This is a genomic window from Shuttleworthella satelles DSM 14600 (assembly GCF_000160115.1).
Classification (GTDB): domain Bacteria; phylum Bacillota; class Clostridia; order Lachnospirales; family Lachnospiraceae; genus Shuttleworthia; species Shuttleworthia satelles.
This window is the reverse complement of record NZ_GG665866.1, coordinates 717,036-742,473: the sequence shown is the minus strand read 5'-3', so window position 1 is coordinate 742,473 and position 25,438 is coordinate 717,036. Positions and strand designations below refer to the sequence as shown.

At 51.7% G+C, this 25,438-nt stretch carries 23 protein-coding genes; 20 read left to right on the top strand and 3 right to left on the bottom strand.

Annotated elements, in window-relative coordinates; all coding sequences use genetic code 11:
• Positions 1–13: 13 nt before the first annotated feature.
• From cuyB to GCWU000342_RS03300, 3 genes are all read left to right on the top strand, one after another.
• Entirely contained in the window at positions 14–727 is a 714-nt protein-coding gene (gene cuyB / locus GCWU000342_RS03310) for a cysteate racemase (protein ID WP_006905839.1), read from the top strand.
• A gap of 211 nt (positions 728–938) precedes the next feature.
• Positions 939–2,159, top strand: a complete 1,221-nt coding sequence (locus GCWU000342_RS03305) for a carboxylate--amine ligase (protein WP_006905838.1) — start codon at positions 939–941, stop codon at positions 2,157–2,159.
• An 11-nt stretch (positions 2,160–2,170) separates the two neighbouring features.
• Positions 2,171–3,706: a Mur ligase family protein gene (locus GCWU000342_RS03300; RefSeq protein WP_006905837.1), complete on the top strand. Its 1,536-nt coding sequence runs from the start codon at positions 2,171–2,173 to the stop codon at positions 3,704–3,706.
• Positions 3,707–3,743: 37 nt separating this feature from the next.
• Here the strand turns inward: GCWU000342_RS03300 and GCWU000342_RS10835 are convergent, their stop codons facing one another.
• Positions 3,744–3,878, bottom strand: a complete 135-nt coding sequence (locus GCWU000342_RS10835) for a hypothetical protein (protein WP_006905836.1) — start codon at positions 3,876–3,878, stop codon at positions 3,744–3,746.
• 79 nt (positions 3,879–3,957) lie between these two features.
• Between GCWU000342_RS10835 and GCWU000342_RS03295 the strand changes: the two genes are divergently transcribed.
• From GCWU000342_RS03295 to GCWU000342_RS03275, 5 genes are read left to right on the top strand one after another with little or no spacing between them, the layout of a single operon-like run.
• Complete coding sequence (locus GCWU000342_RS03295) at positions 3,958–4,659, top strand: lantibiotic protection ABC transporter ATP-binding protein (RefSeq protein WP_044959404.1); 702 nt, start codon at positions 3,958–3,960, stop codon at positions 4,657–4,659.
• Positions 4,656–5,420 (top strand): lantibiotic immunity ABC transporter MutE/EpiE family permease subunit, encoded by a 765-nt coding sequence (locus tag GCWU000342_RS03290; protein WP_006905834.1) that lies wholly within the window; start codon positions 4,656–4,658, stop codon positions 5,418–5,420. The genes GCWU000342_RS03295 and GCWU000342_RS03290 overlap by 4 nt, the downstream gene beginning before the upstream one ends.
• Positions 5,417–6,205 carry a lantibiotic immunity ABC transporter MutG family permease subunit gene (locus GCWU000342_RS03285; protein ID WP_006905833.1) on the top strand — a complete coding sequence of 263 codons (789 nt, stop codon included), beginning with the start codon at positions 5,417–5,419 and terminating at the stop codon, positions 6,203–6,205. The genes GCWU000342_RS03290 and GCWU000342_RS03285 overlap by 4 nt, the downstream gene beginning before the upstream one ends.
• A 44-nt stretch (positions 6,206–6,249) precedes the next feature.
• Positions 6,250–6,942, top strand: a complete 693-nt coding sequence (locus GCWU000342_RS03280; protein WP_006905832.1) for a response regulator transcription factor — start codon at positions 6,250–6,252, stop codon at positions 6,940–6,942.
• A gap of 13 nt (positions 6,943–6,955) precedes the next feature.
• Positions 6,956–8,407: a sensor histidine kinase gene (locus GCWU000342_RS03275; protein ID WP_045000229.1), complete on the top strand. Its 1,452-nt coding sequence runs from the start codon at positions 6,956–6,958 to the stop codon at positions 8,405–8,407.
• Positions 8,408–8,433: 26 nt separating this feature from the next.
• On the opposite strand, the gene GCWU000342_RS03270 is transcribed toward GCWU000342_RS03275, so the two are convergent.
• Positions 8,434–9,975, bottom strand: a complete 1,542-nt coding sequence (locus tag GCWU000342_RS03270) for a L,D-transpeptidase family protein (RefSeq protein ID WP_006905830.1) — start codon at positions 9,973–9,975, stop codon at positions 8,434–8,436.
• 272 nt (positions 9,976–10,247) lie between these two features.
• Here GCWU000342_RS03270 and GCWU000342_RS03260 point away from each other — a divergent pair, with 272 nt between their 5' ends.
• Together GCWU000342_RS03260 and GCWU000342_RS03255 are read left to right on the top strand one after the other, a co-directional pair.
• Entirely contained in the window at positions 10,248–11,027 is a 780-nt protein-coding gene (locus tag GCWU000342_RS03260) for a threonine/serine exporter family protein (protein ID WP_006905828.1), read from the top strand.
• The gene (locus GCWU000342_RS03255) at positions 11,021–11,473 is read left to right on the top strand and encodes a threonine/serine exporter family protein (protein WP_006905827.1); all 453 of its coding nucleotides are present in this window, start codon (positions 11,021–11,023) and stop codon (positions 11,471–11,473) included. The genes GCWU000342_RS03260 and GCWU000342_RS03255 overlap by 7 nt, the downstream gene beginning before the upstream one ends.
• Before the next feature lie 60 nt (positions 11,474–11,533).
• On the opposite strand, the gene GCWU000342_RS10975 is transcribed toward GCWU000342_RS03255, so the two are convergent.
• Positions 11,534–12,430 carry a Fic family protein gene (locus tag GCWU000342_RS10975; RefSeq protein ID WP_006905826.1) on the bottom strand — a complete coding sequence of 299 codons (897 nt, stop codon included), beginning with the start codon at positions 12,428–12,430 and terminating at the stop codon, positions 11,534–11,536.
• A gap of 214 nt (positions 12,431–12,644) precedes the next feature.
• Here GCWU000342_RS10975 and GCWU000342_RS03245 point away from each other — a divergent pair, with 214 nt between their 5' ends.
• The 10 genes from GCWU000342_RS03245 (at position 12,645) to clpB (ending at position 25,220) form a co-directional block, all read left to right on the top strand.
• Positions 12,645–12,872 carry a hypothetical protein gene (locus GCWU000342_RS03245; protein WP_006905825.1) on the top strand — a complete coding sequence of 76 codons (228 nt, stop codon included), beginning with the start codon at positions 12,645–12,647 and terminating at the stop codon, positions 12,870–12,872.
• A 134-nt stretch (positions 12,873–13,006) separates the two neighbouring features.
• Positions 13,007–13,552 carry a hypothetical protein gene (locus GCWU000342_RS03240; protein WP_006905824.1) on the top strand — a complete coding sequence of 182 codons (546 nt, stop codon included), beginning with the start codon at positions 13,007–13,009 and terminating at the stop codon, positions 13,550–13,552.
• A 317-nt stretch (positions 13,553–13,869) separates the two neighbouring features.
• Entirely contained in the window at positions 13,870–15,570 is a 1,701-nt protein-coding gene (locus GCWU000342_RS03230; RefSeq protein WP_006905822.1) for a serine/threonine protein kinase, read from the top strand.
• Positions 15,567–17,534, top strand: a complete 1,968-nt coding sequence (locus tag GCWU000342_RS03225) for a hypothetical protein (protein WP_006905821.1) — start codon at positions 15,567–15,569, stop codon at positions 17,532–17,534. Before GCWU000342_RS03230 ends, GCWU000342_RS03225 begins: the two co-directional genes overlap by 4 nt.
• Before the next feature lie 185 nt (positions 17,535–17,719).
• Complete coding sequence (locus GCWU000342_RS09900) at positions 17,720–18,934, top strand: PIN domain-containing protein (protein ID WP_006905820.1); 1,215 nt, start codon at positions 17,720–17,722, stop codon at positions 18,932–18,934.
• A 16-nt stretch (positions 18,935–18,950) separates the two neighbouring features.
• On the top strand, positions 18,951–20,207 hold the full coding sequence (locus GCWU000342_RS03215; RefSeq protein WP_006905819.1) for an AI-2E family transporter: 1,257 nt from the start codon (positions 18,951–18,953) through the stop codon (positions 20,205–20,207).
• 126 nt (positions 20,208–20,333) lie between these two features.
• Positions 20,334–21,173: an undecaprenyl-diphosphate phosphatase gene (locus tag GCWU000342_RS03210; RefSeq protein ID WP_006905818.1), complete on the top strand. Its 840-nt coding sequence runs from the start codon at positions 20,334–20,336 to the stop codon at positions 21,171–21,173.
• 121 nt (positions 21,174–21,294) lie between these two features.
• The gene (locus GCWU000342_RS03205) at positions 21,295–22,209 is read left to right on the top strand and encodes an MBL fold metallo-hydrolase (protein WP_006905817.1); all 915 of its coding nucleotides are present in this window, start codon (positions 21,295–21,297) and stop codon (positions 22,207–22,209) included.
• A gap of 99 nt (positions 22,210–22,308) precedes the next feature.
• Complete coding sequence (locus GCWU000342_RS10425) at positions 22,309–22,479, top strand: hypothetical protein (protein WP_006905816.1); 171 nt, start codon at positions 22,309–22,311, stop codon at positions 22,477–22,479.
• A gap of 155 nt (positions 22,480–22,634) precedes the next feature.
• The gene (gene clpB, locus GCWU000342_RS03200; protein ID WP_006905815.1) at positions 22,635–25,220 is read left to right on the top strand and encodes an ATP-dependent chaperone ClpB; all 2,586 of its coding nucleotides are present in this window, start codon (positions 22,635–22,637) and stop codon (positions 25,218–25,220) included.
• Positions 25,221–25,438: the final 218 nt, after the last annotated feature.

Sequence of the window (25,438 nt, the reverse complement as noted above, 5' to 3'; positions counted from 1 at the left end):
AAATGGTGATGAAATGACAGATGCTTTCACAGGGAAACTTGGGATTTTGGGAGGTATGGGGCCTCAGGCCACACAGATCTTCTATCAGTGGATTTTGGACCGGACCCCGGCCGCTCGCGACCAGGACCATATTCCGACTCTGATTTATTCTGACACCCAGATGCCGGATCGGACGGAGGCGATTTTGTCGGGAGATGAGGGACCGGTAGAGGAACGCCTGCTTAAGGACTGTAAGATATTAGAGACCTGTGGCTGCTCGGCCATTGCCATTCCCTGCAATACGTCTCACTACTTTGCAGATCGTCTGCAGGATCAGCTGACCGTGCCCATCATTCATATGCCCCGCCGGACCGTCCTGAGGCTGGCAGACGCGGGGAAGAAGAAGGTGGCCATTCTGGCGACAGACGGAACCATAGTGACGGGCGTTTACCGCAAGGCCCTGGAGGCGGCGGGAATCGTGGCCTATGAGCCTGATTCGCAGACACAGAAGAAGGTCATGTCCCTGATCTACGATGAGATCAAAGCGGGAGAAAAGGGGAACCGGCATACCTTTGCCGCTATTGACAGAGCAGTCAGGGAGGCAGGATGCGACGGGGCAATTCTGGGCTGTACGGAATTATCGGTTTATCGGGAATACCATGGTCTGTCTTCTTTCTATATTGATGCCATGGAGGTTCTGGCCGAGGAGTGCATTAAGTTCTTTGGTCTGAAGCCGCTTTTGGTTTAGGAGAATGCAGGCTTTTATTTCCGGCGGAAGATCAAAAAAACGGAAACTTTTCAGCTTGGGCTTTAAACGTATGACTGCATTGAAAAAGTCATATTTATGAGGCCCTTCTCAGTTGGAAGTTGTAGAGTAGGACCCGTGGGGTCAATGGAACTTCCATAAGGATTCAGGATGCCGACGCAGGATGTCTGCCCGGCGTAAACAGGTGATTTGCATGAAAGAAAAACTCTACCCCCTCCTCTTCGGAGGAGATATCAATGTCTACTCTGTCGCCAGAGCTTTCTGGGAGCAGTATCGGATCAGGGTAACCTGTTATGGCAAGTTTCCCTCCGGTCCGGCCTATCGGTCCAGTCTGATCGATTATCGGGTCAACGCGAACGCGGAGAAGGCCGAGACTCTGGTCAGGCTGATCTGCGATTTCGCCGCGGAGCACGGGGACGGTAAGGTGATGCCCATCGGCTGTTCCGATGACTATGTCTTTCTGGTGACGGACAATCGGGACAAGTACCCGGACAATGTTATTGTTCCTTATATTGACAGCAGGCTGATGGGAGAGTTGATCCGCAAGGAGCACTTCTACGAGCTGGCGGACAAGTATGACATAGATCATCCCGGGACTTTCATTTATCGCAAGGAGATGGGGCATGATTTTGAGCTTCCCTTCAAGCCTCCCTATATCTGCAAACCTTCTTCTTCCGCTCTCTATTGGCGGCATCCTTTTCAGGGCAATGACAAGGTTTTCGTCCTAAAGGATCGCGAGGCTCTTTTGGATGTCTTAGACCGCTGCTACGCAGCCGGTTATCCGGACACCATGGTGATCCAGGATATGATTCCCGGCGATGATTCCTATATGCGGGTACTCACCTGTTACTCCGACAGGAAGGGCAGGGTCAAGATGATGTGCCTGGGTCACACGCTTCTGGAAGAGCATACACCCCACGGAAGAGGCAACCACGCTGTTGTCATCACAGAGAAGCTGGATGGGCAGTCCTGGACGCTCTGTGAGAAGATCCGACATTTCCTGGAGGAGATCCACTACACCGGTTTCTCGAATTTCGACATTAAGTACGATGAAAGGGACGGCAAGTATAAGGTTTTCGAGATCAATTGCCGTCAGGGACGCTCCAACTACTATGTGACTGCAGCTGGCTATAATGTGGCAAAGTACTGGGTCAGTGATCTGATCGAGGGGATTGACACCGGTTTTGAGATCTGTCAGAAGGAGAGCCTGTGGAGAGTGGTTCCGCGAAAGGTTTCCTATGACTATGTTCCTTCTAAATACCACGCTTTTATGAAGCGGATGGAGAAGGAGGGGCATGTGAGCAACTCCCTGATCTCACCCGATGAGAAGAACTGGTATCATAAGCTGTGGGTATGGCATAATCTGCGCAGCCATGTGAAGAAGTTCGCCAGCTACTATGAGAAGCAGAAGTAAGAAGAGATGCCATGAAACACTTGTTAGCCGATTATTTGCAAATGCTTGCGGGCCACGGTCTGCTGAGTCAGACCGTGGAAACGCTTGGCGAACGCCTGGGAGAGAGCCTGCAGAGGGAAATCACCCTGGTCTCCTGTGACTCCAGAAAAGTCATTCCGGGCACACTCTTTATCTGCAAGGGAGCCGGATTTCGGGAGGACTTTCTGCGGATGGCCAAAGAGAGAGGGGCCGCCTTCTATCTGAGCGAGAAGCCCTATGAAGGGGTCGACCTGCCATGGATTGGGGTCAGCGATATTCGCGCTGCCATGGCCCACAGCGCCAGCTTCTGCTATGACAGACCCTGGGAGGCCTTCCGTCTGGTCGGCATCACGGGAACCAAGGGCAAATCCACGACGGCCTTCTTCCTCAAGGCTATTTTCGACGTTTATGAGAAGAGCCGGGGCGGCAGGCCCTCTGGGCTGATATCTACGATCCTGACGGAAGACGGAAAGGAAAGTCGTCCCTCCCGCATGACGACCCCAGAGCCCATTGAACTGGAGGAACATTTTGCCAACGCCAGGGAAGCGGGTCTTGACTATGTGACCATGGAGGTATCCTCCCAGGCTCTCAAGTACGATCGGGTTTTGGATGTGCAGTTCGATGTGGCGGCATTTTTGAATATCGGCTATGACCATATTTCCCCCATCGAGCATCCGACTTGGGAGGACTATTTTGCCTCCAAACTCAGGATCTTCAGCCAGTGCAGGACAGCCGTCGTTCACCTGGGTGTCGATCACTCCGAGGAAATGCTTGCGGCGGCTCAGAAGGCGCGGAAAGTGATCACTTTTTCAGAGACCGACGAGAGGGCTGATGTCTACGGTTATGGGATGAAGAAGCAGGGAAGGGAGACCCATTTTAAGGCGCGTGTCCTCGGGCAGGAGAGAGAGTACATCCTAGGAATACCTGGTTTTTTCAATGTCTCCAATGCCCTGGCGGCGATTGCTGTGGCAGAGCATTATGGCATCCCATACGACTGCGTGAAGGAGGGGCTGAAGAGGGCCCGGGTGCCGGGACGCATGGAGGAGTATACCAGTGCCGACGGCAAGATCGTGACCATTATCGATTACGCTCACAACCGCCTCTCTTTCGAGAAGCTCTTCGCGGCAGCGAAAGAGGAATTCCCGGGCCGCCGGATTGTGGCTCTATTCGGGGCTTCCGGAGGCAAGGCGATCAACCGGAGAAGAGACCTGGGAGAGGTGGCGGCGGCCAATGCCGACTATATCTATCTGACGGAAGACGATCCGGGCAGGGAGGATCCGACCCGGATTGCCGAAGAGATTGCCTCCTATATCAAACCCTTCGGCACCCCCTATGAGATTATCCCCGATCGAAAGGAGGCTATCCGAACGGCCATTCATGCGGCAAAGGAGCCGACCCTGCTTCTTTTGGCGGGCAAGGGGCATGAGGTTATGGTCCGCAGGGCCAATGGCTATGAGAAGGGTCCCTCTGACGCCGACTGTGCCAGGAAGTATCTGACGGACTATGACGGAGGACTTGCCGGAGATTGAGAGTTGAAGGAAAGAGGAAGAAGTGACATCTGTCTTGTCAAATGAAGGCGAGATCTGAAAAAGAGGCGGCGAAAGCCGTCTCTTTTTCAGTGCCGGATATCTGGAAAGGAACTTGAAAAAGAGAAAAGAAACGGTCGATATGAGCCCCTTTTTGCAGGAAATAAGAAATCATGATTATTTCTTGATAAGTCTTATGTATCGTAGCTGTCAATGGTAATACGAGAAGATTCTGGAAGGAAATATCTATGTTGATGCGGGACAATATTCTTGAGACAAGAGAACTGACCAAGAAATTCGGAGGACAATATGCGGTGCGGGGGATTTCCCTGCAAATTAAGAGAAACAGTATCTATGGCCTCCTGGGACCGAATGGAGCAGGAAAGTCCACAAGCCTGAAACTGATTCTTGGACTCCTGCGTCCGACCGAAGGTCAGATTCTATTTGACGGGGAGAACTGGAGGCGTGAACATCTTGCCAAAATCGGCGCTCTGATTGAGGAACCGGCTCTTTACGCTAATTTGACGGCAAGAGAGAATTTACTGGTGCATACCAGGCTGCTGGGACTTCCGAAGGAAAAGATCGACGAAGTATTGAATACGGTTGACCTAAAGGACACGGGGTCAAAACGTGTTGCGCAATTTTCGATGGGGATGAAAGAGAGACTGGGCATCGCAATGGCACTGCTGAATGATCCATCGCTGCTGATATTGGATGAACCGACCAATGGATTGGACCCGATCGGGATTCAAGAGCTCAGAGAATTGATCGCCGGTTTCCCGAAGAAGGGAATGACGGTCATTCTTTCCAGCCACATCCTGTCTGAACTGGAACAGCTTGTTGATGAAGTTGGAATTATTGACAGGGGTCAGCTTGTCTACCAGGGAGAACCGGATCATGAAGAAGATTTAGAGACCTTCTTCATGGACAGAATAAGAAAGGGAGGGCGGCTATGAGGGGCTTGTCGTCAGAACTGCTGAAATACAGGAGAACAATGACAGAGAAATTGCTTGTGCTACTCCCTCTTTTCTTTGTCCTGCAGGCTCTGCCGAGTCTTTGGCTTATGCCGGCCGGGGTGGTGAGAAAATGGGAGAATGTGATCTCCATGGTCTTTAATCTCTGGACGGTTGCCTTTTTGCCTTTTGGGATTGCCTTACTTGCCTATCTGGTTGACCTGCAGGAAAAGAGGGCCGGAAATTATCGCGGCCTGCGCGTGCGTGCCTGTGCACCCTGGCGCCTGTGGATTGACAAAGTCCTTGTCATGTCGATCTTCTTGCTCGTCACATCAATGGTTCTGCTTATCGCGACGATCTTTTCCGGTCTGATCACAGTGACAGAGGGGAAGTGGGCCATTCCCTGGAGCAAAATTCTGCTGGCTGTTTTCTTCTCGTGGTTTACATCCCTGGCACTGATCCCGCTCCAGCTGTGGATTGCAGCATGGAAGGGCATGTTTGCCGGTATGGGGATGGGATTTGCAGGGATGGTGTCGGGAATTGCGCTGGCCGCAAAGCCCTTCTGGTATCTGTCCCCCTGGGCCTGGAGTATACGTATGATGTGCCCTATCTTACAGTTAAACCCGAACGGTGTTATGATGGATGCCTCCGATGTTCTGCAGGATTCCTCGGTACTCCTGCCGGGTCTGCTTTTATCTCTTGGAGCTTCTTTCGTGGTTGCCGGGATCAGTGCATTTTGCTTTCAGCGGAGGGATTGTCAATGATTTCACTTTTGTTATCGGAATGGCTCAAAACAAAAAGAACAGGGATCCGCTGGCTTGCCTTTTTGCTTCCGCCTCTCTTTTCTCTGGCAGTCGCCGGATATATTGTACTGCGGGGGCAGCTGAGCGAGACAGAGATCTTTCAGCTCTTTTTCTTCTCCTGGGAGGGATTGATGGTGCCGATCATGACCGGTATCCTTGCGGCTTCTCTTGTGCAGGAGGAGGCCTTTGCCGGTAATTTCACAGGATATCTTACAAGGAGCATTGACAGAAAGAAGCTCTATTTCAGTAAGTACCTGTTTTTGCTTCTCTTTCATTTCGTCAGCGCGATTCTGGCTTTTTTTGTGTTTCAACTGACGATGCAGATCGGCTCGCCGGATGCCGTTAAGGGCTGGGTTATTTTTGCCCTTGCCCTGATTTTGGGTCTGTTCGGCGCGCTTCCTCTGCTGGCAATCCATCTGTGGGCCAGCTTTGTGTGGGGGACGGGGATTTCGATCGGGATAGGAATCGGAGGTCTTATTTCCTCTATGGCTCTCGGAACATCTGTACTCGCTGACCGGGTCTGGATTTTGATGCCCTGGCTGTGGCCCTATCGTATGGCCGGATTACCGGGGGCCTATTTGAAATTTACGGCGGGGATGGATCGTCCTCCGGTTGAGATCGCCTCGGGCGCTGTCGCACGGCAGTTTTTGACAGGGAACCTTGTGCTTTTGATCAGTCTTGTGATTTTTTGCGCAGGAGGTATGATCTGGTTTAACAGCTGGGAGGGGAGAAAATCCCAGGAATAGGATATATTGAATGTGGGATATTTTCGCGCAGGAGCTGAGGAAAGATGAGTAAAATTCTGCTGATTGACGATGAAGTCGAATTGCTTATGCTTCTGAAAAACGAGTTGGAGGCGCGAGGGCACCGGGTCCTGACTGCCTATCGGGGAGAAGAGGGAATCGCGCTTGCCAGACAGGAGCCGGATCTGATTCTTCTCGATATCATGATGCCGGATATGAATGGATTTGAAGTCTGTCGGGCGATCCGGGATCAGATCCTGTGTCCGATTCTTTTTTTGAGCGCAAAACAGGCGGAAAGCGATAAAATCCATGCGTTGACACTGGGAGGAGATGATTTCATATCCAAACCATTCGGGCTCAGAGAACTTCTGGCCCGGATTGAGGCAAATCTTCGGAGGGAACAGAGATCTCAGGAGAATCATCATCAGAAAAAACGTACCAGACTCTATTTTGCTGACTTAAGCCTTGATCTGCTGGAGCACAGAGTTCGAATCGGCGATACGGAGATCCCCCTGTCCAGGCGGGAATATGAAATTGTAGAACTTCTGGCTCTTCGGGCCGGTCAGGTCTTTTCCAGAGAACATATCTATGAGAGGGTATGGGGTTGTGACGCCGAGGGAGATGCCTATACGGTCGTAGAACATATTCGGAAAATAAGAAAGAAATTTGCACAAGTGTCTTCGGAGAAAGAATATATCTCCACCGTCTGGGGGATCGGCTACCGCTGGGAGCGCCTTTGAAAGAGAGATGAGAATGAGAAAACAATCACTTGTGGTCAGCTTTCGAATGACGGTCACCTGGATCGCTGTAGCATCCATTGCGGCGACCCTGCTCACCCTGGCTGTCGCTTTTGCCCTGTATCTTCTGGAAGAAAACAGGGGGATCTATCCGGCTAATTATCATGAGAGGCAGATCCCGGCGATTGAGCAGTATGTGCGGCAGATGAATACGGAGCTGCTGTCAAAGGAGAGGGAAGAGGATCTGAGCGGAGTGATTGGTGATCAGGGAATTCGCTATCAGGTTGTCGATGGGCAGGGAAAATTTCTGTATGGGACAGAGACAAATCCGGTTCTTTCATCCAGAGGAGACCTAATTCGTCATTTGAATATTACCAGCATCTATCAGGAGAAAAATAAATATCTGTCACTTGTTCCCCTGCTTGGGGGAGATGGGGAGATTCAGGGTGCCGTTGCTCTTGTCTATCAGGTGAAAATGTTTCCGGTCAATTCCAGGGGCTCATGGGTGTCAGTACTGTTAAACGGAGCTTTTTTTTCTCCGATTGTCTATATTGTCTTGTTTACCATGTACTTTTCCAGACGCTTTATCAGAAGAATCAACCAGCCCCTGCAGCTTCTGCAGGAGGCCGCAGAGAAGATCAAGAAAAGAGACCTGGACTTTCAAATCAACTACCACGCTGACAATGAGTTGGGACAACTCTGCAAGGCTTTCTCGGAGATGCAGGAGGAATTGCGGAAGTCTCTGTCTGCGCAGTGGAAGATGGAACAGGAGCGTATTGAGATGGTTGATGCTCTGGCGCATGACATAAAAACGCCCGCCTCTATCATTTTGGCCTATACGGAATCTCTGCTGGATCATCCACATATGGATCCGGATCAGTCCAGGCGGTACCTGTCGGTGATTGAGAGAAACGCGAAGAAATGTACCCGTCTGGCCCGGCAGATGAAGGAGGCCTCCGAGTCGGAGCAGGCAGGGAGTAAGGCAGAATATGTCAGAATGAACCTGTACAGTTTCCTTGAACAGAAAGTAAGGGAATACCGCCTGCAGGCAAAAGAAAAGAGGATTGAGATACAATTGTGCGATGACAAAAGCCTGCACGCGTCTTATACACTCGACCGAAATAAGCTGGATCGTATTTTCGATAATATCCTGTCAAACAGTTTATCTTACACGCCCGCAGGTGGATATATCCGTATCCGCGCATTTGCAGATGGGGAAGTCATACGGTATCAGCTGTCCGATACGGGATCTGGTTTTGCCGGAAGGGACTTAGAACACGCAACAGAGCGGTTTTACAGGGGAGATGAGGGTAGACACAGCGGGGACGGGCACTCGGGCCTTGGACTCTATACGGTAAAACAGCTTGTCAGCCAAATGGGAGGAGAGCTGGACCTGTCAAACGAAGAAGATGGCGGAGCCTGCGTGCGGTTCTCCCAGAGGATTTGCTCTGACTCGGATAATGTCTGACTGGGAAGAGGTCTGGCGAAAGAACCCTACTTCTTGGCATAGGATCTGGCATTGGAGATGCGGTTGTTGTCAGTGGTCAGTTCGACCGGCTCACGGTAGTAGGAGACGACAGGAGTGCCATCCGGGATGTTCTCATAGACCCACTTGGCGGCTTCAAGAGGCAGGTTGATACAGCCGTGCGATCCCTTGGTCAGATATTCCTTTCCTCCGAAGACATGCTTCCAGGAGGCATCGTGGAAGCCGACATCTGAGGCCCAGACGGTAAAGTACTGGACGGGTGACTCGTAATCCTCTCCCTTTAGGACAGCGGGGGACTTGCGGTAGATGATGTGAAAGATACCGTCAGGAGAGCCGCTGCCCTTGGACATATTGCCGGAGACGATGTCGCTTTCCCAGACGCGGGACCCGTCCTTGACATAGTACATGTGCTGGTTGCTGTAATCCAGTTCCACATAGGTTTTGCCGATATCATCTCCGATGGGGCCAAGCGCTGTCTGCTCCCAGTTGGGCTCCCGGGTCACCGCCTGCCCCGCCTCGATCTCCCGAGACAACTGTTCGATTTCCTTCTTCTTGGACACGACCCATCCGTAGGTGCCTCCGGAGACCTCAATATCATCCCCCTTCTGGGTGTGGAAGGGGCGCTTGGAACCATAGGTGTTGAGCTCATGGGCCAGGCGGTCTACAAACTGACTGATGCCGTCCGGTCTGAGGCTGACATTGAAATTTTCATCGATTTGGATCATGGAGAAAATGTCTGCCTTGGACAGGGAGGCTTCTTTGCCCTGAACCTGATAGGTGACTGTAGATCTGGCATAGGAATCGATTTTGGCGCAGGCCGCCTTGATGGCGGGATCATCTGTCCTTCGGCTGGGGGCGGTGTAGTCGCTGTCCGGCAGGGTCAACTGGCTCTTTTGATCCGAGATCGCCCCTTTGACATCGGAGAGAATCTGATCCGCTTTGATTCCCCAGTCCCCCTGACTGACCGTATAGCTGTCGCCGGAGAAGATGATTTTGGCGTCACTTGGCTCTTGAGACTGGCTTAAGATGGGATTGAGCGCGGCCTTCAGCATAGACTCGTCATAGCTGACGGCGAGGGGGTAATGATGTCCGGTGAAAATTCCCAGGGGCCAGAGAAAGGCATTCTGCGCCCGAAGGGCTTTTTTGGCGAGGAGGGCGTGGTCTTGATCGGTATAGGCCAGACCAATGGCGCTTCCCTCTATGGTCAGGTCATGACTGTTCTTATCCTTGATCAAAAGACTGTATTGACCATCGGCCTTGTCCAGGGCGCGAGTCAGGGCTGACAGATTCATCAGGGAGACATCTATTTCAGCAACGCTGGAGCGGGGGAGGAAATGTCCCCAAAAGAAAAAGAGACCGCTCCCGTATACCAGGAGGAGCAGGAGGGCGATTGCCAGACCGATAGCTCCGCGGCTGACAGATTTCTTTGTGGAGACAGGAAGATCCTGCGAGGCGGAAAGAGAGGGCGCGCCTTCTGTTTCCTCCCGCCCGCCGCGTGGTCTGGCAGGGACCAAGGTCAGATCTGTTTTTTCATTTGCCTCTTGCTTCATGTGTTCTCCCCCCGGCCGAACTGGAACAGGCAGGTCATAAGGTTATATCCCTGAGGGAGAGTGGAATATCCCTGCCGGGCGCCCTTTGACCATGTCATCAGATCAATTATAGCATGACTGCTTTTGGAAGTGTAAAACCCGGGCAGGCCAGCAGATAAAGGGCTGATGAAATGAGAGGCAGCGGTCCGGCGGATTTGCGGAGACTCCGGCAGAAAGAGCATGTGTCTATGCTATAATGCGTTCCATGAAAAGACAGCGAATGGGACAGGAGGATGAAAGGAATTGGCCCTATGATGGAAGATGTCTTAAATTACCTGACCAGACTGGCCAGGGACATGGTGGCCTGCGGGGCGACCATTGAGCATGTGGAAATTGTCCTGGAAAAGACGGCGGAAGCCTACCATCTGAAGGGGATGAGCATGGCCATCACCCATCAGCATGTCAGCATCTGTTTCAGTGATCGTCAGGGGAAGACATATATGAAGCAGATGGATATTCCTGAGATCAGCATTCATCTGGAGAAGCTGAGGGTGCTGAATGAGATTTCGTCTGAAATCTGCAGTCAGACGCCTGCGCCCCAGGAACTTTGGGGGCGCCTGCAAAAGAGCCGCCAGGTAAGGCAGTATAAGAAAATGACCATAGCCCTGTGTCAGGTCCTGGCCATCTGCAGTATCTGCCTGATTCTAGGAGGGGGACTTTCGGATGTGCTCGGAACAGCCATCGTGTCCTTTACCCTCTTCTGGATCAATCAGGGACTTGCCCGGCTTCGGACGGTGCAGATGATCAACAATGTGATCAGTATGTTCGCTGTGACGGTTCTGGCCTTCATTTTAGTGAGACTGGGATTGATGTCTGATACCCAGTGGACCCTGATTTCGGTCAGCCTTTTGATGATTCCGGGAATTCCCCTGATCAATGCCTTTCGCAATCTAATCTGCGGCAATGAGTTCAATGGCGTCATGCAGCTTTTAAATGTGTTTCTGGAGAGCGCGTCTCTGGCAGCAGGGACATTTCTGGGAGTGATTCTGATGGGAGGAGCCAAGGCATGGTAAATTCGATCATTATTTTAATACTGTCTTTTTTGGCCTCTTTTGGATTCGGCGTCGCTTTTGAGATTCATGAGAGAGAAAAACTGATCCTGGCCGGCATGGGAGGACTTGTGACAAGACTTGCCTATCTGGTTCTGATCGCCTTGACGGGGAATCCTTTTGTTACGGTTTTGCTGGCTTCTTTTGTAGCTTCTCTCTATGGGTCTATCCTGGCCAAAGCAAAACATGTCCCGGTGGCTTTTTTCACATATCCTGCGCTGATTCCTCTGATTCCAGGTGATCTTTTTCACTATATGATCGCATCCATCCTGGTCGGGAATATGCCCCTGGCAAGGACACAGGGAATGCAGTGTGTCCTGCTTCTTCTGGCTTTAAGCATTGGCAGTATTGTCAGCTGGACAACGGTACAGAGTATTCATAGAAAAACCTTTTTCCAGGAGGAGGATTAGAGAGGGGAGCTCTGCAGAGAGAACTGCAGGAGATCAAGGAGATTTCTGTGCTGAAGACGCTTATTTGTCATATGGTACTCGGAAATAGTCCAAATACTTCTTGAACCTGTCCTGTGCAGATAGACAGGTATCACGCAGGTAGCCGCGCTCGTTCTGCCACTCCTTCAAGCCGCGGTAGTAGAACATCTTGATGTCGTCTTCAATGATAAACGGCACGATATTGTTCCGCAGACATTCTTTGAAAAGGAGCAGACGCCCGACTCTGCCGTTCCCGTCCTGAAACGGGTGGATGCGCTCAAAGCGATAGTGGAAATCCAACAGATCATCAAAGGTCTTATTTTCAATGGAGTTATATTCGGCAAGCAGCTTCTTCATCTCAGCACCGACATTCTCAGGCGCAGTTGTATCCATACCGCCGACCTCATTGGGCAGTTTCTTGTAGTCCCCGACGGCAAAGCAATCGAGACGGGAATCGGAAGTCCCGTTTTTCAGAACGGCGTGCAGCTGCTTGATGAACGCCGCGCTCAGCACATGATTTGCGCTGTCGATAACCATATCAATGCACTTGAAATGGTTGGCGGTCTCGACCACATCGTCAACTTTGAGCGTTCCATCCGATACGCCGATGGTGTTCGTCTCGAAGATATAGCGCGTCTGATCGTGGGTGAGGCGACTGCCCTCAATGTGATTGGAGTTATAGGTCAGATCGATCTGGACTTTATGATAAATACCGCCGTGCAGCTTTGCCGCTTTCTCGGCTTTCAGCACCTCAAGAAGTGTCTTTGGCGTGTTGGTTTTCTTATTAATGCGGTCGGGCTTCTCCGCGGTTTCGGGTATGTTCCATGTCTTGCCGGTCAGAAATGCACCGTCGATTTTCCCTTCGGCACAGTACCCGCGCACGCTGCGTTCGGAAACGCCCCACTTTTTTGCCGCTTCCGCGACAGAAATATACTTCATAGTGAACCCTCACCTTCTACACAGGGATAGTATAGCACGTTATCGGCAAAATATCAAAATTCAACGGTTGAATAATATCAAGATTTTGCCGATAACGGAAATTGTACTCATTCGGTAAATCGGACATAACATTTTGTGCTTATCGAAAATTTGAAATCACGTTCGCTGGATATTTTTGATTTTAAAGATGGTATGATCTAAGGAAATACAGCTATTGGAATATGAGGATGTGTCAGCTAAAATCGAGTTGTCTACTGAAATAGAAGTTTTAGCAGAAGATACATCGAATGGAGAAAAGGTTATTCATGTAAAATTTGATTCCTCAGGAAAGATGGAAGAAAGCTGCGAGAATGAAATTGCAGGGATCGCGGTTTCGGTCAAAAGTGGAAATATAGCGGTTTCAATCAAGATCTCAAGAGAGAACTATTTGCATTGCTATTAGTTGCATTTTTTGGCAGTGGTGTTTTGACACCTGTATCGCTTTCGGTGATAGTACCCTCTGTTATGCAGAAAGTCCTTCCATGATCCGGCAGAAAACACCTCTGAAAATTTAAGCAATAGGAGATCAGTCCCAAAATGCAGTATACACTTCATCCAACAGATTGTGACAAGAAAGTCCTTTTTGAACTTTTGCCTGACCAATGGGCGCATTGGAGCTTTTTAAAGAGGGCTTATATCTGGGTCTGTTTTATAATTACGATAGGAGCGCCTTTTTTTCTAGATCTAGATAAAGTGAAATCGATTATGGGTTTACGGATTGCATTGATCTTTAAGGTGCTTTTTATTTGCGTGTTTGTCCGATATGCGTGGTTTTTTTTGGTACGTTTCATAGTAAAGAAGCTGTGGAAAAAAGCGGTTCAGCGCATGCTCCCAGAAGAAATTCACGTTGAAATCTCACAGGACTCAATTCATGAAAATAGATACAGCCTCACCAAAGATGAAATTAAAAAAATATATCGGACCAGAAATTTTCTTATTTTCAGAGAAAAGAAAACGAAAAAGAAAACGATATTTCTGCCTTTTGGGGAAAATATAGAAGACATTGAGGAGGTACTGGCTCAGTTTGGCTATCCGGAAATAATCAGAAAGGAAACATTGGATCTGAAAGAAATATGGCGTTAGTTCCTGGCCGCTTCATTCATATGAATGGGCGGCCTTTATGGTATTCTTACGAAATATGCATTCGGATGCATGGATTCTGTGGGATTGCGTTTGCAGGAAAACTTGTATATAGACGGGCGTGTAGAAGATTTGTCGTAAATCCTGTGACTTCTGCCAATGGAAGAAGGAAAGGGGGAAGACTATACTTTGATAAAAGTACAGAGAAAAAGTACTGTATCTTCTTATTTTTTTCTTGCTGCACATAACTGTCTCTTTACGCAATTCGTATGTAAGGCACATCTGTTTTTCAATTTTTTCATTTCGTAACGATATTATCTATGAACACATCGATTTCTCCCGCCTTTCTGGCAGAGGGTGCCCTTCTCGCATCGAAATATCGCATCATGAGGGAGCTTGGTCGTGGCGCAGGCTCCCGGGTTTATCTGGCAATCCAGGAGAATATAGGAATCCAAAGGGCGATCAAGTGCATTCCCAAGAACCGTTTGCAGTCAGGCTACGGAGAACTGATGGCTCTGCGGGACTTGGATCACCCTTGTCTGCCGCATCTTGTAGATCTGTTGGAGGGGGCGGATACCGTCTGCCTTGTAATGGAGCTTGTGGAGGGACAGTCACTGAGATCTTATATGGATCAGATCCGGCCCGGGGGACTGTCGGCGGATCAGCTGCTTGACTGGGGAATAGAGCTGACGCGTATTTTAATCTATTTGCACGGGAGGAAGCCTCCCCTGATTTATCGGGATTTAAAGCCAGCCAATGTGATGATCTGTCCGAATGGCAGGTTAAAGCTGATTGATTTTGGAACGCTGACATCTCTTTCAGGTCTGCCGGATCAAGAGTCTTCTCTGGGAAGTCCGGCCTACGCGGCGCCGGAACAATTTGAAGGCAGCTTTGATGAGCGCAGTGATCTCTATGCCCTGGGTGTCTGCCTGAAGGAGATGTTTGACTATCTGCCCGATGATAAGGGCAGTCGAAGAGATGGGCTGAGGCAAGTGATTGAGAGCTGCTGCAAGAAGAGACCGGAGGATCGCTTTCAGACGGCAGGAGAACTGGAAGCCGCGCTGACAAAATTATCCGCGACAGGAAATCTGCCTTCGGGCCAAGGACGCGTTAAGAGGAGGACTTTTCTTTTGCCCGCGGGAATCCTGCTGTTGACGTTTCTGTGTGTTTTTACAGTTCTGTCTGCTCTGTGGAGAGGCGACAAAACAAGTCAAAATCAGACGAAAAGTATGGGAGCAAGGCTGGAGACAATGCTTCGCCAGGATAAGGAAGACCTGGTTTTCAGCCAGGAAGAGGAAAAGGACTTACTGGAGCTTCTGGCAAGCGAACCTTCAAAGAGACTCGCCAGAGAAGAGCCTCTGACTTACGCCGCGATCTGTCTGCAGTTGGGGAAGCTCTACTGGTATTACTACGGGATAGATGCATCTGGGGACCAAATCGGGCAGGAGGCCCGGATGCAGGCAGCCGGAGAGTGGCTTGAGAGGGGAGAGGAGGCCTTGCGCAGGAGCGGAGATCAGCATGTGCAGGGAGAAGAGGCCCTGCGCGAGAGCAGGGATCAACCTGCGCAGGGAGAGGGGAAATATGAAAACAGAGCAGAACGGCAGGGTGCGTCCTTGCCTGATCTTCGGGAGAGCAGGGGGGAGGTGAAGAAGGATCTGGAAGAACACCTGGCTCTGATCCATTTCCATCGTGAGATCGCGAAGTGGACCCGTGAGGGGAGGGAGAAGGGCTTGTATCGGGCGCATTTTCTTCGGCTGAAGGAATACGAGAACAGCCTGGATAAGGCGGAGAATGACCTGATTCGAGCCCGGGGGAGGCAGGAGGTCTTAGAGAGCCTCTACCGTCAGAGAGGGCATTTCCTGGAGGACGGGGTGTCAGAAGAGGAATATGAGCAGGTATTGGGCCGCCTGGCCGAGAACATTCGAGCCATGAGGTCAGGGAATCCATTTGTGACAAAGGTGCTTGAGGACAGCAGACAGGTGCTGGACTTGCTTGAGAGAGAAAGAGGGGGAAAGATATGAGAAAGATGTTGATACTGGGGCTTGTGACAGTGCTTTCAATGGGAAGGCCAATGATTCCCTTTCCGATTGAGGAGGGGGCCTTAAACCGCATGGTAGATCTGCGGATGAGTCCTGAGGTGGAAGCAGTGCAGCTTGCGGACGGCAGAAAAATCTATGCAGAAAAATTTCATGTGAAGCTCGAGGTTAAGAGCGAGCAGATCCCCATCCGAAGGATTTCCTGGAGTCTTCAGTCTCTGACGGGAAGACAGAAAGAGGGACAGGAATCGGGAGAGGGACTTGAGATCAAGAAGGGGGAGCTTGCGCGGTTTGACAGGGAGGAGAGCGAAGAGGGATCTGTTTATAAGGGAGACAGTGAGATTGAGATCGAGGGTGCCGGGGAAGAAGATCGTGTTCGTCTGGCAGCAGAGATTGAGTTGATTACGGGACAGAAGATTCTCAAAAAAGAGGAGTATGAACTGGACTTCCGTGAGCCGGAGCTTGCGGTCAGTCTCCGGGGAGAGAAAAAGGCAATCTATGCCGGACCGGTTGAATTTCATCTTCTTGCAAGGGACGCTAATCTTGACCGGGAACACCTGGAAGTGACTTTAGATAAAAAACCATTACCTGTCGAGTGGAAAGGAGAGGGAGAGGAAAGCAGAGGGAAAATCCGGGTGAGCGGGGATGGACGCCACCGGCTGGAGCTGACGGGAAGAGATCTGGCAGGGCATGAGAGCCGGCTGGTCTCAGAGACCTTTATCATTGATCAGACCAAACCGACCTTCCAGCTGGAAGGCCTGTCCGAGGGAAGCCATCGGGGAAAAGTCAGCGGAAGAATTCGGGTGGAGGACGCACATCCTGACCCCAGGGCCACGCGGCTGCGCCTGGTGCGCCAGACCAGGGAGAAAAGAAGCGATCTGAGCCGGGAGGTTCAACAGACGTCAGAGGGAGAACTCCTCTTTCCGGAGCATATTTTTTCAGAAGATGGAAGATATTCCATCGAAGTCAGTGCAAGAGATGCGGCGGGAAACCGGAGTCATTTGACCCGCAGCTTTCTGGTCAATCAGCGGGGATCCGCCTTTGAGCTGGAGGGGGACGCAAGAGAGCTCTTTGATCAGACTCTTCGCCATCTCCCGGATTTTTTGCTCCGCGAGGATAATCTTGACGCGATGGAGACAGGATTTCCCAGACTGCTTCTGCGGCAGGATGGGATCAGCCGTCTCCTGCGGCCGGAGGACTACCGGCTGGATTCGGATCAGGACGAGAACGGATTCTGGAGGCATATTTACCGGATTCCCAGGAATCTGTTTGAGACGGACGGGCTCTATGAAATAGAGGTGATGACCAGAGACGTTTCGGGTAACCAGGGCCGATTCGGAGAAAAGGAGGGCTTGCGCTTTCGCCTGGATCGGACGAAACCGGTAATTTATGCCTTGTCCCTGGAGGACGGACTCCGCGTGGATTTGGATCAATACACAGTGGAGCTTGTGATCCGGGATAATCAGGAGGTCAGAAAGGTTCGCTGTTTCCTAGATAAGAATGAGGTCCCCCTGCGGATTGAGGGAAATCGCTATTTCTTAGACCTTGCGAGAGGAAGCTATGAGGAAATCCGATTGGAGGCAGAAGACGCGGCGGGCAATCGAAGTGAGAGGGTCTATCGCGGCATTCATGTGGGGAAAAAGAATATCCTGGAGAGACTGACGGATCTGACACGCGGGAAGGGAAAAGAGGGAGAAGAAAAGGGGCAGCGGGCGGATGATCTGGCAGGAAAGGAAGAGGCCAATACAGATGGTCTGATGTCAGCCGCCGGACAATCGGATTTGAAGAAAGAGGATGCGTTTTTGGGCCGGGGATTACAGGGAAAGGCAGGGTTGAAAAAGACGCTGCCGACCGGTCAATATCTGATTCTTGGAGGCGCTTTCGGGGCGCTTCTGGCCGGGGGATTGATATGGGGCGTCCTGATCCGCCGCGCTCGCGATAAGAAATAATTATCAGGCTGACTGCCGCAGACCGCAGCTGTATTTCGGGATTTTTATGGAAGTGCGGGGCGAGAGAGATGGCGGTTGGCCTTTGCGTATTTTTATGGGAAGTATTTGTGTTAAAATAAAGCCGATTTATGTGTTCGGACGCGTTTTAACAGTGAGAATAATTCCGGAAAGGTACTTGAATATTGATGAAAACACAGACCGTATACCTGGTCGATACAGAAAATGTGAATGAAATCTGGGTGGACGCGATCGCGGAGATCCAACCCAGAGATAAGGTTGTGGCCTTCTATACAGACAACAGTCCCAAATTGTCCTGGGAGCGCATGGCGGATTTTGCGGCCAAGGGATGTGAGTTTGAGGCGATCGGATGTCATAAGGGAACCAATGCCCTTGATTTTCAACTGGTCTCTTATCTGGGCTACATGATCGCTTCTAAGAGGGATTGTCACTATGTGATTATTTCCAATGACAAGGGCTATGATCCGGTCTCCTGTTTTTGGCAGGAGAGAGGGATCCAGATCAAGCGCCAGCCGATACAGACGAAGATGGAGAAAAAGGCGAGTCCTCAGCCGGTCGCGAAGGAGAGCGTCGTTTTAAAGATCTTTAAGAAGGTGACCGGTCAGGATCAGGCAGTCAGGACGCAAGGGCCTGCGGCGGAAAAGAGAAGTGAGACACGATCTGCGGAGCCGTCAGGTCAGGCCCCTGGTCGGACCAGATCGAGGGCCGGGTCGGATCAAACTTCTGCGCAAACCAGAAAAAGTGTGCAGGGAAAGGAGAGATCCGGTTCAGATCAGAGCTTTGCGCGGACGGGATCAAAGACCGGGCCAGGTCAGGATTCGGGGCGGACGAAATCAAGGACAGGGACAAGCCGGACCCCCGCACGGGCGGGATCAAAGGCAGGAAGAGGTCAGGCCCCTGCCGGGGCCGGGACCAAGGACAGACCTCAGCAGCTGGCCTCGTCAAAAGGAGAAAAAGAGGCCGGGAGCTCACTGCCGGGTGCAAGAGAGCTTCAGGCAGTCAGGGGGCTGAGCAAATCCATTCCGATTTCAAAAGAGGCGGATTTTCGCCAGAGTCTCAATCATCTCCTGGGAGAAAATCCGGGCAATCGGGTCTTTGAGCAGCTCCAGAATCAGGCGGATTGGAAGACGGAAGCGGACAGGGCATATCTGGCCAATGCAAACGGCAGGCTGCGAAACTATGTGGAAATCTTTCTGCGGGTGAATGAGCTGCCGCAGACGGACCGCCCCGAGATCTGCAAGCTCCTGCGTCAGGCGGACGCAGACCATCTTGCGGACCTTCACAGGGAATTTGTCAAGCGTTTTGATGATGAGCAGGGTACAGCATACTATAAGCTTTTTAAGGGGAATCTCAGGGTGATCCAGTCTATGCTGAAGTCATGAATCGAGTGGTTGAAGGATGAAAATCAGTAAAAACTTTTACAAACAGACCTGGGTGCAGATTGCCCTGGGATTAGGGACAGCAATCCTCATTTACCTGGCCCTGTCTCATCTCAATGTGCTTGCGGGGGCGATCAGTACCGTCGCCGCGGTCACCCGTCCCGTCCTTCTGGGACTTGTGATTGCCTACGTACTGCATCCGCTGGTCAACGTATTTGAGCGGAAGGTCTTCTCGCGGATGAAGCATTTCAGGCCCAAGACCCGGCATGTCTTCTCGGTGACGGCAACCATACTTGTGGTATTGCTTCTGATCGTGCTTTTAATGATTGCCCTGATTCCGCAATTGATCGGGTCTGTGGTGCGCTTCCTTCAGAACGCGGGGGATTACATCGCAAGTCTGCAGAAGCTGATTGCTCTGGCTGTGGATGCCTTAAGGCAAAACGGGCGTGATGTCAGTAATCTGTCAGACATGATCAAGGAAGGTCTGGACGGCCTGACCAATCTTCTTCCCAGTCAGCCCAGTCAGCTTCTGCATTTTGTCACCAATATCGGCGTCGGCGTCTTCGACTGGGTGATCGGTATTATCATGGCCATCTATTTTCTGATGGACATGGAGCGGTGGATGGGAGGCCTGCGCCAGCTGATGGGCCTGCTTCTGAGTCGGCAGCGTTACCGGGAGCTGAGAGATTTTGCCAAGAGGTCGGATCGGATCCTGATCCGCTATATTGGAGGTACGATCTTAGACGGCCTGATCGTCGCGTTTGCCAACTTCATCTTTATGATGATCATGCAGATGCCCTATGCCGTGCTTCTATCTCTTGTCGTCGGCGTGACGAATCTGGCTCCGACCTTCGGGCCGATTCTGGGCGGGGCCATCGGATCTCTGATCCTGCTTCTGATCAATCCCTGGCATGCCCTCTGGTTCCTGATCTTTACGATTATCCTGCAGACCATCGACGGATACGTGATTAAGCCCCGTCTCTTTGGCAACACCTTAGGAGTGGCGGGCATTTGGATTTTGATCTGCATTATCGTGGGAGGCAAGGCCTTCGGCGTGATCGGAATTCTTTTGGCAATTCCCTTTGCGGCGATTTCCGATTTTGTCTATCGGGAGTCGATCCTGGTTCGGCTGAGGCATTTTCGCGAGAGAAGAGACGCGGAATCCGGCCGGGGAGAGGGCCAGGAGCATGCCAGGGCCATTCCTCCGGAAGATTCCACGACAAAGGTGCTTGATTCGACCGGGGAACCTTTGGAAGCGGACAGCACTGCCCCGTGAAGAATGGTCCCGAACGGGATGGAGCGAAAATACAGGCAGCTATTGAACGCAACGAATTTATATAGGAAACAGGTTTACATAGGGAGACAGGAAAGTTAAGCAAGCTATCAGGAAGAGGAGGAGTGTATGTTTCAGATTCTCAAGGCCATTCTCTTTGGCATTGTGGAGGGAGTAACAGAGTGGCTCCCGGTATCCTCCACAGGTCACATGATTCTGCTGAATGAATTCGTCAAGCTGGATGTCTCGAATGAATTCTGGAAGATGTTTCTGGTTGTTATTCAGTTCGGCGCTATTCTTGCGGTCATCCTCCTCTATTGGAAGACGATCTGGCCGGTTCGAAGGTCGAAAAAAACGGGAAGGCACTATGTCAGCCGCAAGACCATTGCCCTCTGGATCAAGGTCATAGCGGCCTGTATTCCGGCGGCTGTCGTGGGGCTTGTCCTGGACGACTGGTTAGATGAGCATCTCTACAACTGGTGGGTGGTTGCAATCATGCTGATTTTAGTCGGCCTTGTCTTCCTTTTGGTGGAGAAGAGAAATGCCGACAGACAGCCTCTTGTGACAAGCCTGGAAGAGCTGACCATGAAGGATGCCCTGATCATCGGGATCTTTCAGCTTCTGGCAGCTGTCTTCCCGGGAACATCCAGATCCGGAGCAACCATCGTCGGCGCCCTCTCCATTGGCGTCTCCCGCAAGATCGCCGCGGAATTCACCTTTATTCTGGCGATTCCGGTGATGCTGGGGGCCAGCCTTCTGAAGATTGTCAAGTATTTGGTCGGGGGAGCTTACTTCAGCGGCATGGAAGCGGCCATTCTTTTGACGGGAATGCTTGTCGCCTTCTTTGTATCCCTTGTGATCATCCGCTTCCTGATGGACTACATCCGCAAGCACGATTTTAAGCCCTTCGGCATGTACCGTATTGTGCTGGGATTCGCGGTGATTCTCTATTTTGCGCTGTTGCATTAAACCGGTTCGAAGGGGGCCTTGCTGAGCAGGCATTTTGTTGACATGCAGTTGACATGGGCCGCAGGCTGTAAGCGTTGCTGATGCCCTGTGGTCATGAAAACGATGAGGGGAAGGAAAGGATATGAGTATTTTTGGGCGTGAGCACAAAGAGGATGGAATCGGAGTCTGCCTTTTGACTCTCACGAACGAATTTGAGGCGGACCGGGTTATTGCCGCCTTAAAGAGCCAGGGAATATGCGCCTACAAGCACGAGGACGGAGCCAATCAGCTGATGGGGATTTACATGGGGGCAGGGGATTTCCACCCTGTCAGTATTTTCGTGGCCGAGGAGGCCAGGGAAAAGGCGGTCGAACTCCTTGAAGAGATGGGATTCACCGGTGACCTCACGGACAGCTCCAACATCCGTCTGATCACACACGCGGCTGTTCGGATGGAAGTCTGCGGCAAAGTAGTCTATCTGGATCCCTATCAGATCAGGGAGGCTTCTCACGACGCGGATCTGATTCTGATCACCCATGAGCACTATGATCACTACTCCCCGGAGGATATCGACAAGCTGGCGACAGAGGAAACGCGCTATGTCTTTCCGGAGAGCATGGAAGAGATGATCTCAGTGGAAAGGGCGGATCTGCGGGGGAAGACCCGTTATCTGAGGCCGGGCCAGGAGATGGACTGGGAGGGGATAGGGATCGCCGGCATTTTGGCATATACGATCGGAAGAGATTTTCACCCGAGAGAAAAGGGCTGGCTGGGGTATCTGATCGATGACGGGAAGAAGAAGGTCTATATCGCCGGGGACACGGACGCGACGGCTGAGGCCAAGTCCGTGGTCTGCGATATCGCCCTGATTCCATGCGGGGGTAAATATACCTGTGACCCTGAGCAGGCGGCGGAATTGGCCAATGCCATCGCACCCGATATTGTCATCCCGAGTCACTATGGGAGTGTGATCGGAGACGCCTCCTGCGCCGATCGCTTTGAGAGCCTGGTAGACCCCCAGATCCAGGTAGAGAAGAAGATGGAGTATCTGGATTAATGGGGATTAAGACGGATTGAGAATTAAGAAGAATTAGGGAGAATCAGGACGGATTAGGGGAACTAAGACGGATTAGGAACTAAGACGGATTAAGAAGAATTGAGGAGAATCAAAGAGAGTCAGAACGGATTAGAGGGGGAATTAAGGGAATCAAGAGAGAAGGAAGAAAAAATCTCAGGGAAAGGGGCGGCTGCAAGGGGAAAAAGAAAACAAAAAACGAAAAATGGGGGAAGAAAAAGAAAGATAAAAATTGTTAGCACTCGCACTTGACGAGTGCTAATTTTGGTGTTATAACATACCTGTGAAACGAAAAGAAAAGAGGATGTGAGAACTCACAGAAGATTTTTTCGGGAAAGCAGACAATGGGATCCGTGCCTTGCGGACATTCCATTATCACGAATCTAAGAGAAAAAGGAGGTGGACCTATGAACATTCAAAAATTCACACAGAAGTCCATCGAGGCAGTACAGAATACAGAGAAGCTGGCGGCTGATTACGGCAATCAGACCATTGACGACGAGCACCTTCTGGTCGCTCTCCTGCAGCAGGAGGACGGACTGATCCCCAAGCTTCTGGAGAAGATGGAGATCAATGGGCAGCATTTTACAGAAAATGCCCTGTCCAAGCTCAATGCTCTGCCCAAGGTCTCAGGGGCCGGCCAGCGCTATTTCTCACAGGCGCTCAACGACGCCTTGAATCACGCGGAGGATGAGGCGAAGGCCATGGGAGATGAGTACGTCTCCGTGGAGCACCTTTTCCTGTCGATGATGCGCTTCGCCAGCAGGGGCATGAAGGCTCTGATGAGCGAGTACGGGCTGACCAGGGAGCGCTTTTTGACGGCCCTCTCTCAGGTGAGAGGCAATGTCCGGGTCACCAGTGACAATCCGGAGGACACCTATGAGGCCCTGGACAAGTACGGTCATGAGATGGTGGCCAGAGCCAAGGAGCAGAAGGCGGACCCCATCATCGGAAGGGATGAGGAGATCCGCAACGTGATTCGGATTCTCTCCCGCAAGTCCAAGAATAACCCCGTCTTAATCGGCGATCCCGGCGTCGGCAAAACCGCCGTGGTCGAGGGCTTGGCCCAGCGTATCGCCAGGGGAGATGTGCCGGATACCTTGAAAGACAAGAAGATCTTCGCCCTGGATATGGGGGCTCTGGTGGCCGGAGCCAAGTACCGGGGCGAGTTCGAGGAACGTCTCAAGGCTGTCCTCGACTCCGTCAAGAAGTCAGAGGGACAGATCCTTATGTTCATTGACGAACTCCACACCATTGTGGGCGCCGGAAAGACAGACGGAGCGCTGGACGCCGGCAATATGTTAAAGCCCATGCTGGCCAGAGGAGAACTTCACTGCATCGGGGCGACCACATTAGATGAGTATCGGGAGTATATTGAGAAGGATCAGGCCCTGGCAAGGCGGTTTCAGCCGGTTATGGTGGATGAGCCGACGGTGGAGGATACCATATCGATCCTGCGCGGACTCAAGGACCGCTATGAGGTCTTCCATCATGTGAAGATTCAGGACGCGGCCCTGGTCTCTGCCGCGACCCTCTCTAACCGCTATATTACAGACCGTTTTCTCCCGGATAAGGCAATTGACCTGGTCGATGAGGCCTGCGCTTCCATTCGCACGGAAATGGACTCTATGCCGGAGGATCTGGACGAGATCAACCGCAAGGTGATGCAGATGCAGATTGAGGAGGAGGCTCTGAAGAAGGAGACCGATTCCCTCTCTAAGGAGCGCCTGGAGAAGCTGACCCGCGAGCTGGCAGACTTAAAAGAGGAGCTCAACAGCCGCAAGGCACAGTGGGAGAATGAGAAGAATGCCCTGGACAAGGTCTCTGCCCTCCGTGAGGAGATCGAGGAGACTAAGAAGGAAATCGAACGGGCCAAGACATCCTACGACCTGTCCAAGGCGGCGGAGCTGCAGTACGGCAAGCTGCCCAAGCTGCAGGAATCCTTAAAAGCGGAAGAAGCCAACATAGAAGGCAAGGATATGGGCATGGTCCATGAGGCTGTGACGGAGGATGAGATCGCCCGCATTGTCTCCCGCTGGACCGGGATTCCGGTGGCCAAGCTGGGAGAGAGCGAGCGCAATAAGACCCTGCATCTGGACGAAGAGCTTCACAAGAGGGTAGTGGGTCAGGATCAGGCGGTTCAGCTGGTCACTGAGGCCATCATCCGCAGCAGGGCGGGGATCAAGGACCCGTCCAGACCCATCGGATCCTTCCTCTTCTTAGGACCCACCGGCGTCGGTAAGACAGAGCTGGCCAAGACCCTGGCCGCCAGTCTCTTTGACGATGAGAAGAATATTGTCCGTCTCGATATGAGCGAGTACATGGAGAAGTATTCCGTATCCCGCCTGATCGGAGCGCCTCCCGGATATGTCGGCTATGACGAGGGCGGCCAGCTGACCGAGGCGGTTCGCCGCAAGCCCTATTCCGTTGTCCTCTTCGATGAGGTGGAGAAGGCGCATCCGGATGTCTTTAACATTCTCCTGCAGGTTTTGGATGATGGGCGTATCACGGATTCCCAGGGCCGAACGGTAGACTTCAAGAACACCATCATCATTATGACCTCCAACCTGGGCAGTGACTATCTGCTGGACGGTATTGACGAGCACGGAGAGATCGGCCCCAAGGCGGAGGAGATGGTTATGAACCAGGTCAAGACGCACTTCCGGCCGGAGTTCATCAATCGTCTGGATGAGATCATCATGTTCAAGCCCCTGACCAAGTCCAATATCGGCAGGATTGTGGACCTGCAGCTCGCAGAGCTCAATGCCCGTATGGATGACCGTCAGATCAAGGTTGTGCTGACAGACCAGGCCAGGGACTTTATCATCGACCATGGTTATGAGCCGGCCTATGGCGCCCGTCCCTTAAAGCGCTATATTCAGAAGACCGTTGAGACCCTGGTTGCCCGTATTATTCTGCAGGGACAGATTGATATGGGAGACAGTATCAAAATTTCAGTGAAGGATGATCAGCTCTCCGCAGAGAAGGAGTGAGCCTGATCAGGACGCCGTTCTACTATGGAATGTCCGCGCCGCGGGTATTCCATAGTTATGAACGACAGAATACAAGTTTTGTGAGTATTCTATTGCGATATATAAAGGAAAATGAGAAAGCAAAGCCGGTTTTCCGGCATCATGCATCAGGTTTGTGTGCATGATGCCAGGGAAGCCGATTTTTTATATTGGCTTGCCCTCGGTGGGGGGCCTGTGGG

What these genes read in the sequence shown, in the direction of transcription:
- cuyB (WP_006905839.1), top strand. Translation starts at nt 14, where the DNA reads ATGACAGATGCTTTCACAGGGAAACTTGGGATTTTGGGAGGTATGGGG.
- GCWU000342_RS03305 (WP_006905838.1), top strand. Translation starts at nt 939, where the DNA reads ATGAAAGAAAAACTCTACCCCCTCCTCTTCGGAGGAGATATCAATGTC.
- GCWU000342_RS03300 (WP_006905837.1), top strand. Translation starts at nt 2,171, where the DNA reads ATGAAACACTTGTTAGCCGATTATTTGCAAATGCTTGCGGGCCACGGT.
- GCWU000342_RS10835 (WP_006905836.1), bottom strand. Translation starts at nt 3,878, where the DNA reads ATGATTTCTTATTTCCTGCAAAAAGGGGCTCATATCGACCGTTTCTTT.
- GCWU000342_RS03295 (WP_044959404.1), top strand. Translation starts at nt 3,958, where the DNA reads ATGCGGGACAATATTCTTGAGACAAGAGAACTGACCAAGAAATTCGGA.
- GCWU000342_RS03290 (WP_006905834.1), top strand. Translation starts at nt 4,656, where the DNA reads ATGAGGGGCTTGTCGTCAGAACTGCTGAAATACAGGAGAACAATGACA.
- GCWU000342_RS03285 (WP_006905833.1), top strand. Translation starts at nt 5,417, where the DNA reads ATGATTTCACTTTTGTTATCGGAATGGCTCAAAACAAAAAGAACAGGG.
- GCWU000342_RS03280 (WP_006905832.1), top strand. Translation starts at nt 6,250, where the DNA reads ATGAGTAAAATTCTGCTGATTGACGATGAAGTCGAATTGCTTATGCTT.
- GCWU000342_RS03275 (WP_045000229.1), top strand. Translation starts at nt 6,956, where the DNA reads ATGAGAAAACAATCACTTGTGGTCAGCTTTCGAATGACGGTCACCTGG.
- GCWU000342_RS03270 (WP_006905830.1), bottom strand. Translation starts at nt 9,975, where the DNA reads ATGAAGCAAGAGGCAAATGAAAAAACAGATCTGACCTTGGTCCCTGCC.
- GCWU000342_RS03260 (WP_006905828.1), top strand. Translation starts at nt 10,248, where the DNA reads ATGAAAGGAATTGGCCCTATGATGGAAGATGTCTTAAATTACCTGACC.
- GCWU000342_RS03255 (WP_006905827.1), top strand. Translation starts at nt 11,021, where the DNA reads ATGGTAAATTCGATCATTATTTTAATACTGTCTTTTTTGGCCTCTTTT.
- GCWU000342_RS10975 (WP_006905826.1), bottom strand. Translation starts at nt 12,430, where the DNA reads ATGAAGTATATTTCTGTCGCGGAAGCGGCAAAAAAGTGGGGCGTTTCC.
- GCWU000342_RS03240 (WP_006905824.1), top strand. Translation starts at nt 13,007, where the DNA reads ATGCAGTATACACTTCATCCAACAGATTGTGACAAGAAAGTCCTTTTT.
- GCWU000342_RS03230 (WP_006905822.1), top strand. Translation starts at nt 13,870, where the DNA reads ATGAACACATCGATTTCTCCCGCCTTTCTGGCAGAGGGTGCCCTTCTC.
- GCWU000342_RS03225 (WP_006905821.1), top strand. Translation starts at nt 15,567, where the DNA reads ATGAGAAAGATGTTGATACTGGGGCTTGTGACAGTGCTTTCAATGGGA.
- GCWU000342_RS09900 (WP_006905820.1), top strand. Translation starts at nt 17,720, where the DNA reads ATGAAAACACAGACCGTATACCTGGTCGATACAGAAAATGTGAATGAA.
- GCWU000342_RS03215 (WP_006905819.1), top strand. Translation starts at nt 18,951, where the DNA reads ATGAAAATCAGTAAAAACTTTTACAAACAGACCTGGGTGCAGATTGCC.
- GCWU000342_RS03210 (WP_006905818.1), top strand. Translation starts at nt 20,334, where the DNA reads ATGTTTCAGATTCTCAAGGCCATTCTCTTTGGCATTGTGGAGGGAGTA.
- GCWU000342_RS03205 (WP_006905817.1), top strand. Translation starts at nt 21,295, where the DNA reads ATGAGTATTTTTGGGCGTGAGCACAAAGAGGATGGAATCGGAGTCTGC.
- clpB (WP_006905815.1), top strand. Translation starts at nt 22,635, where the DNA reads ATGAACATTCAAAAATTCACACAGAAGTCCATCGAGGCAGTACAGAAT.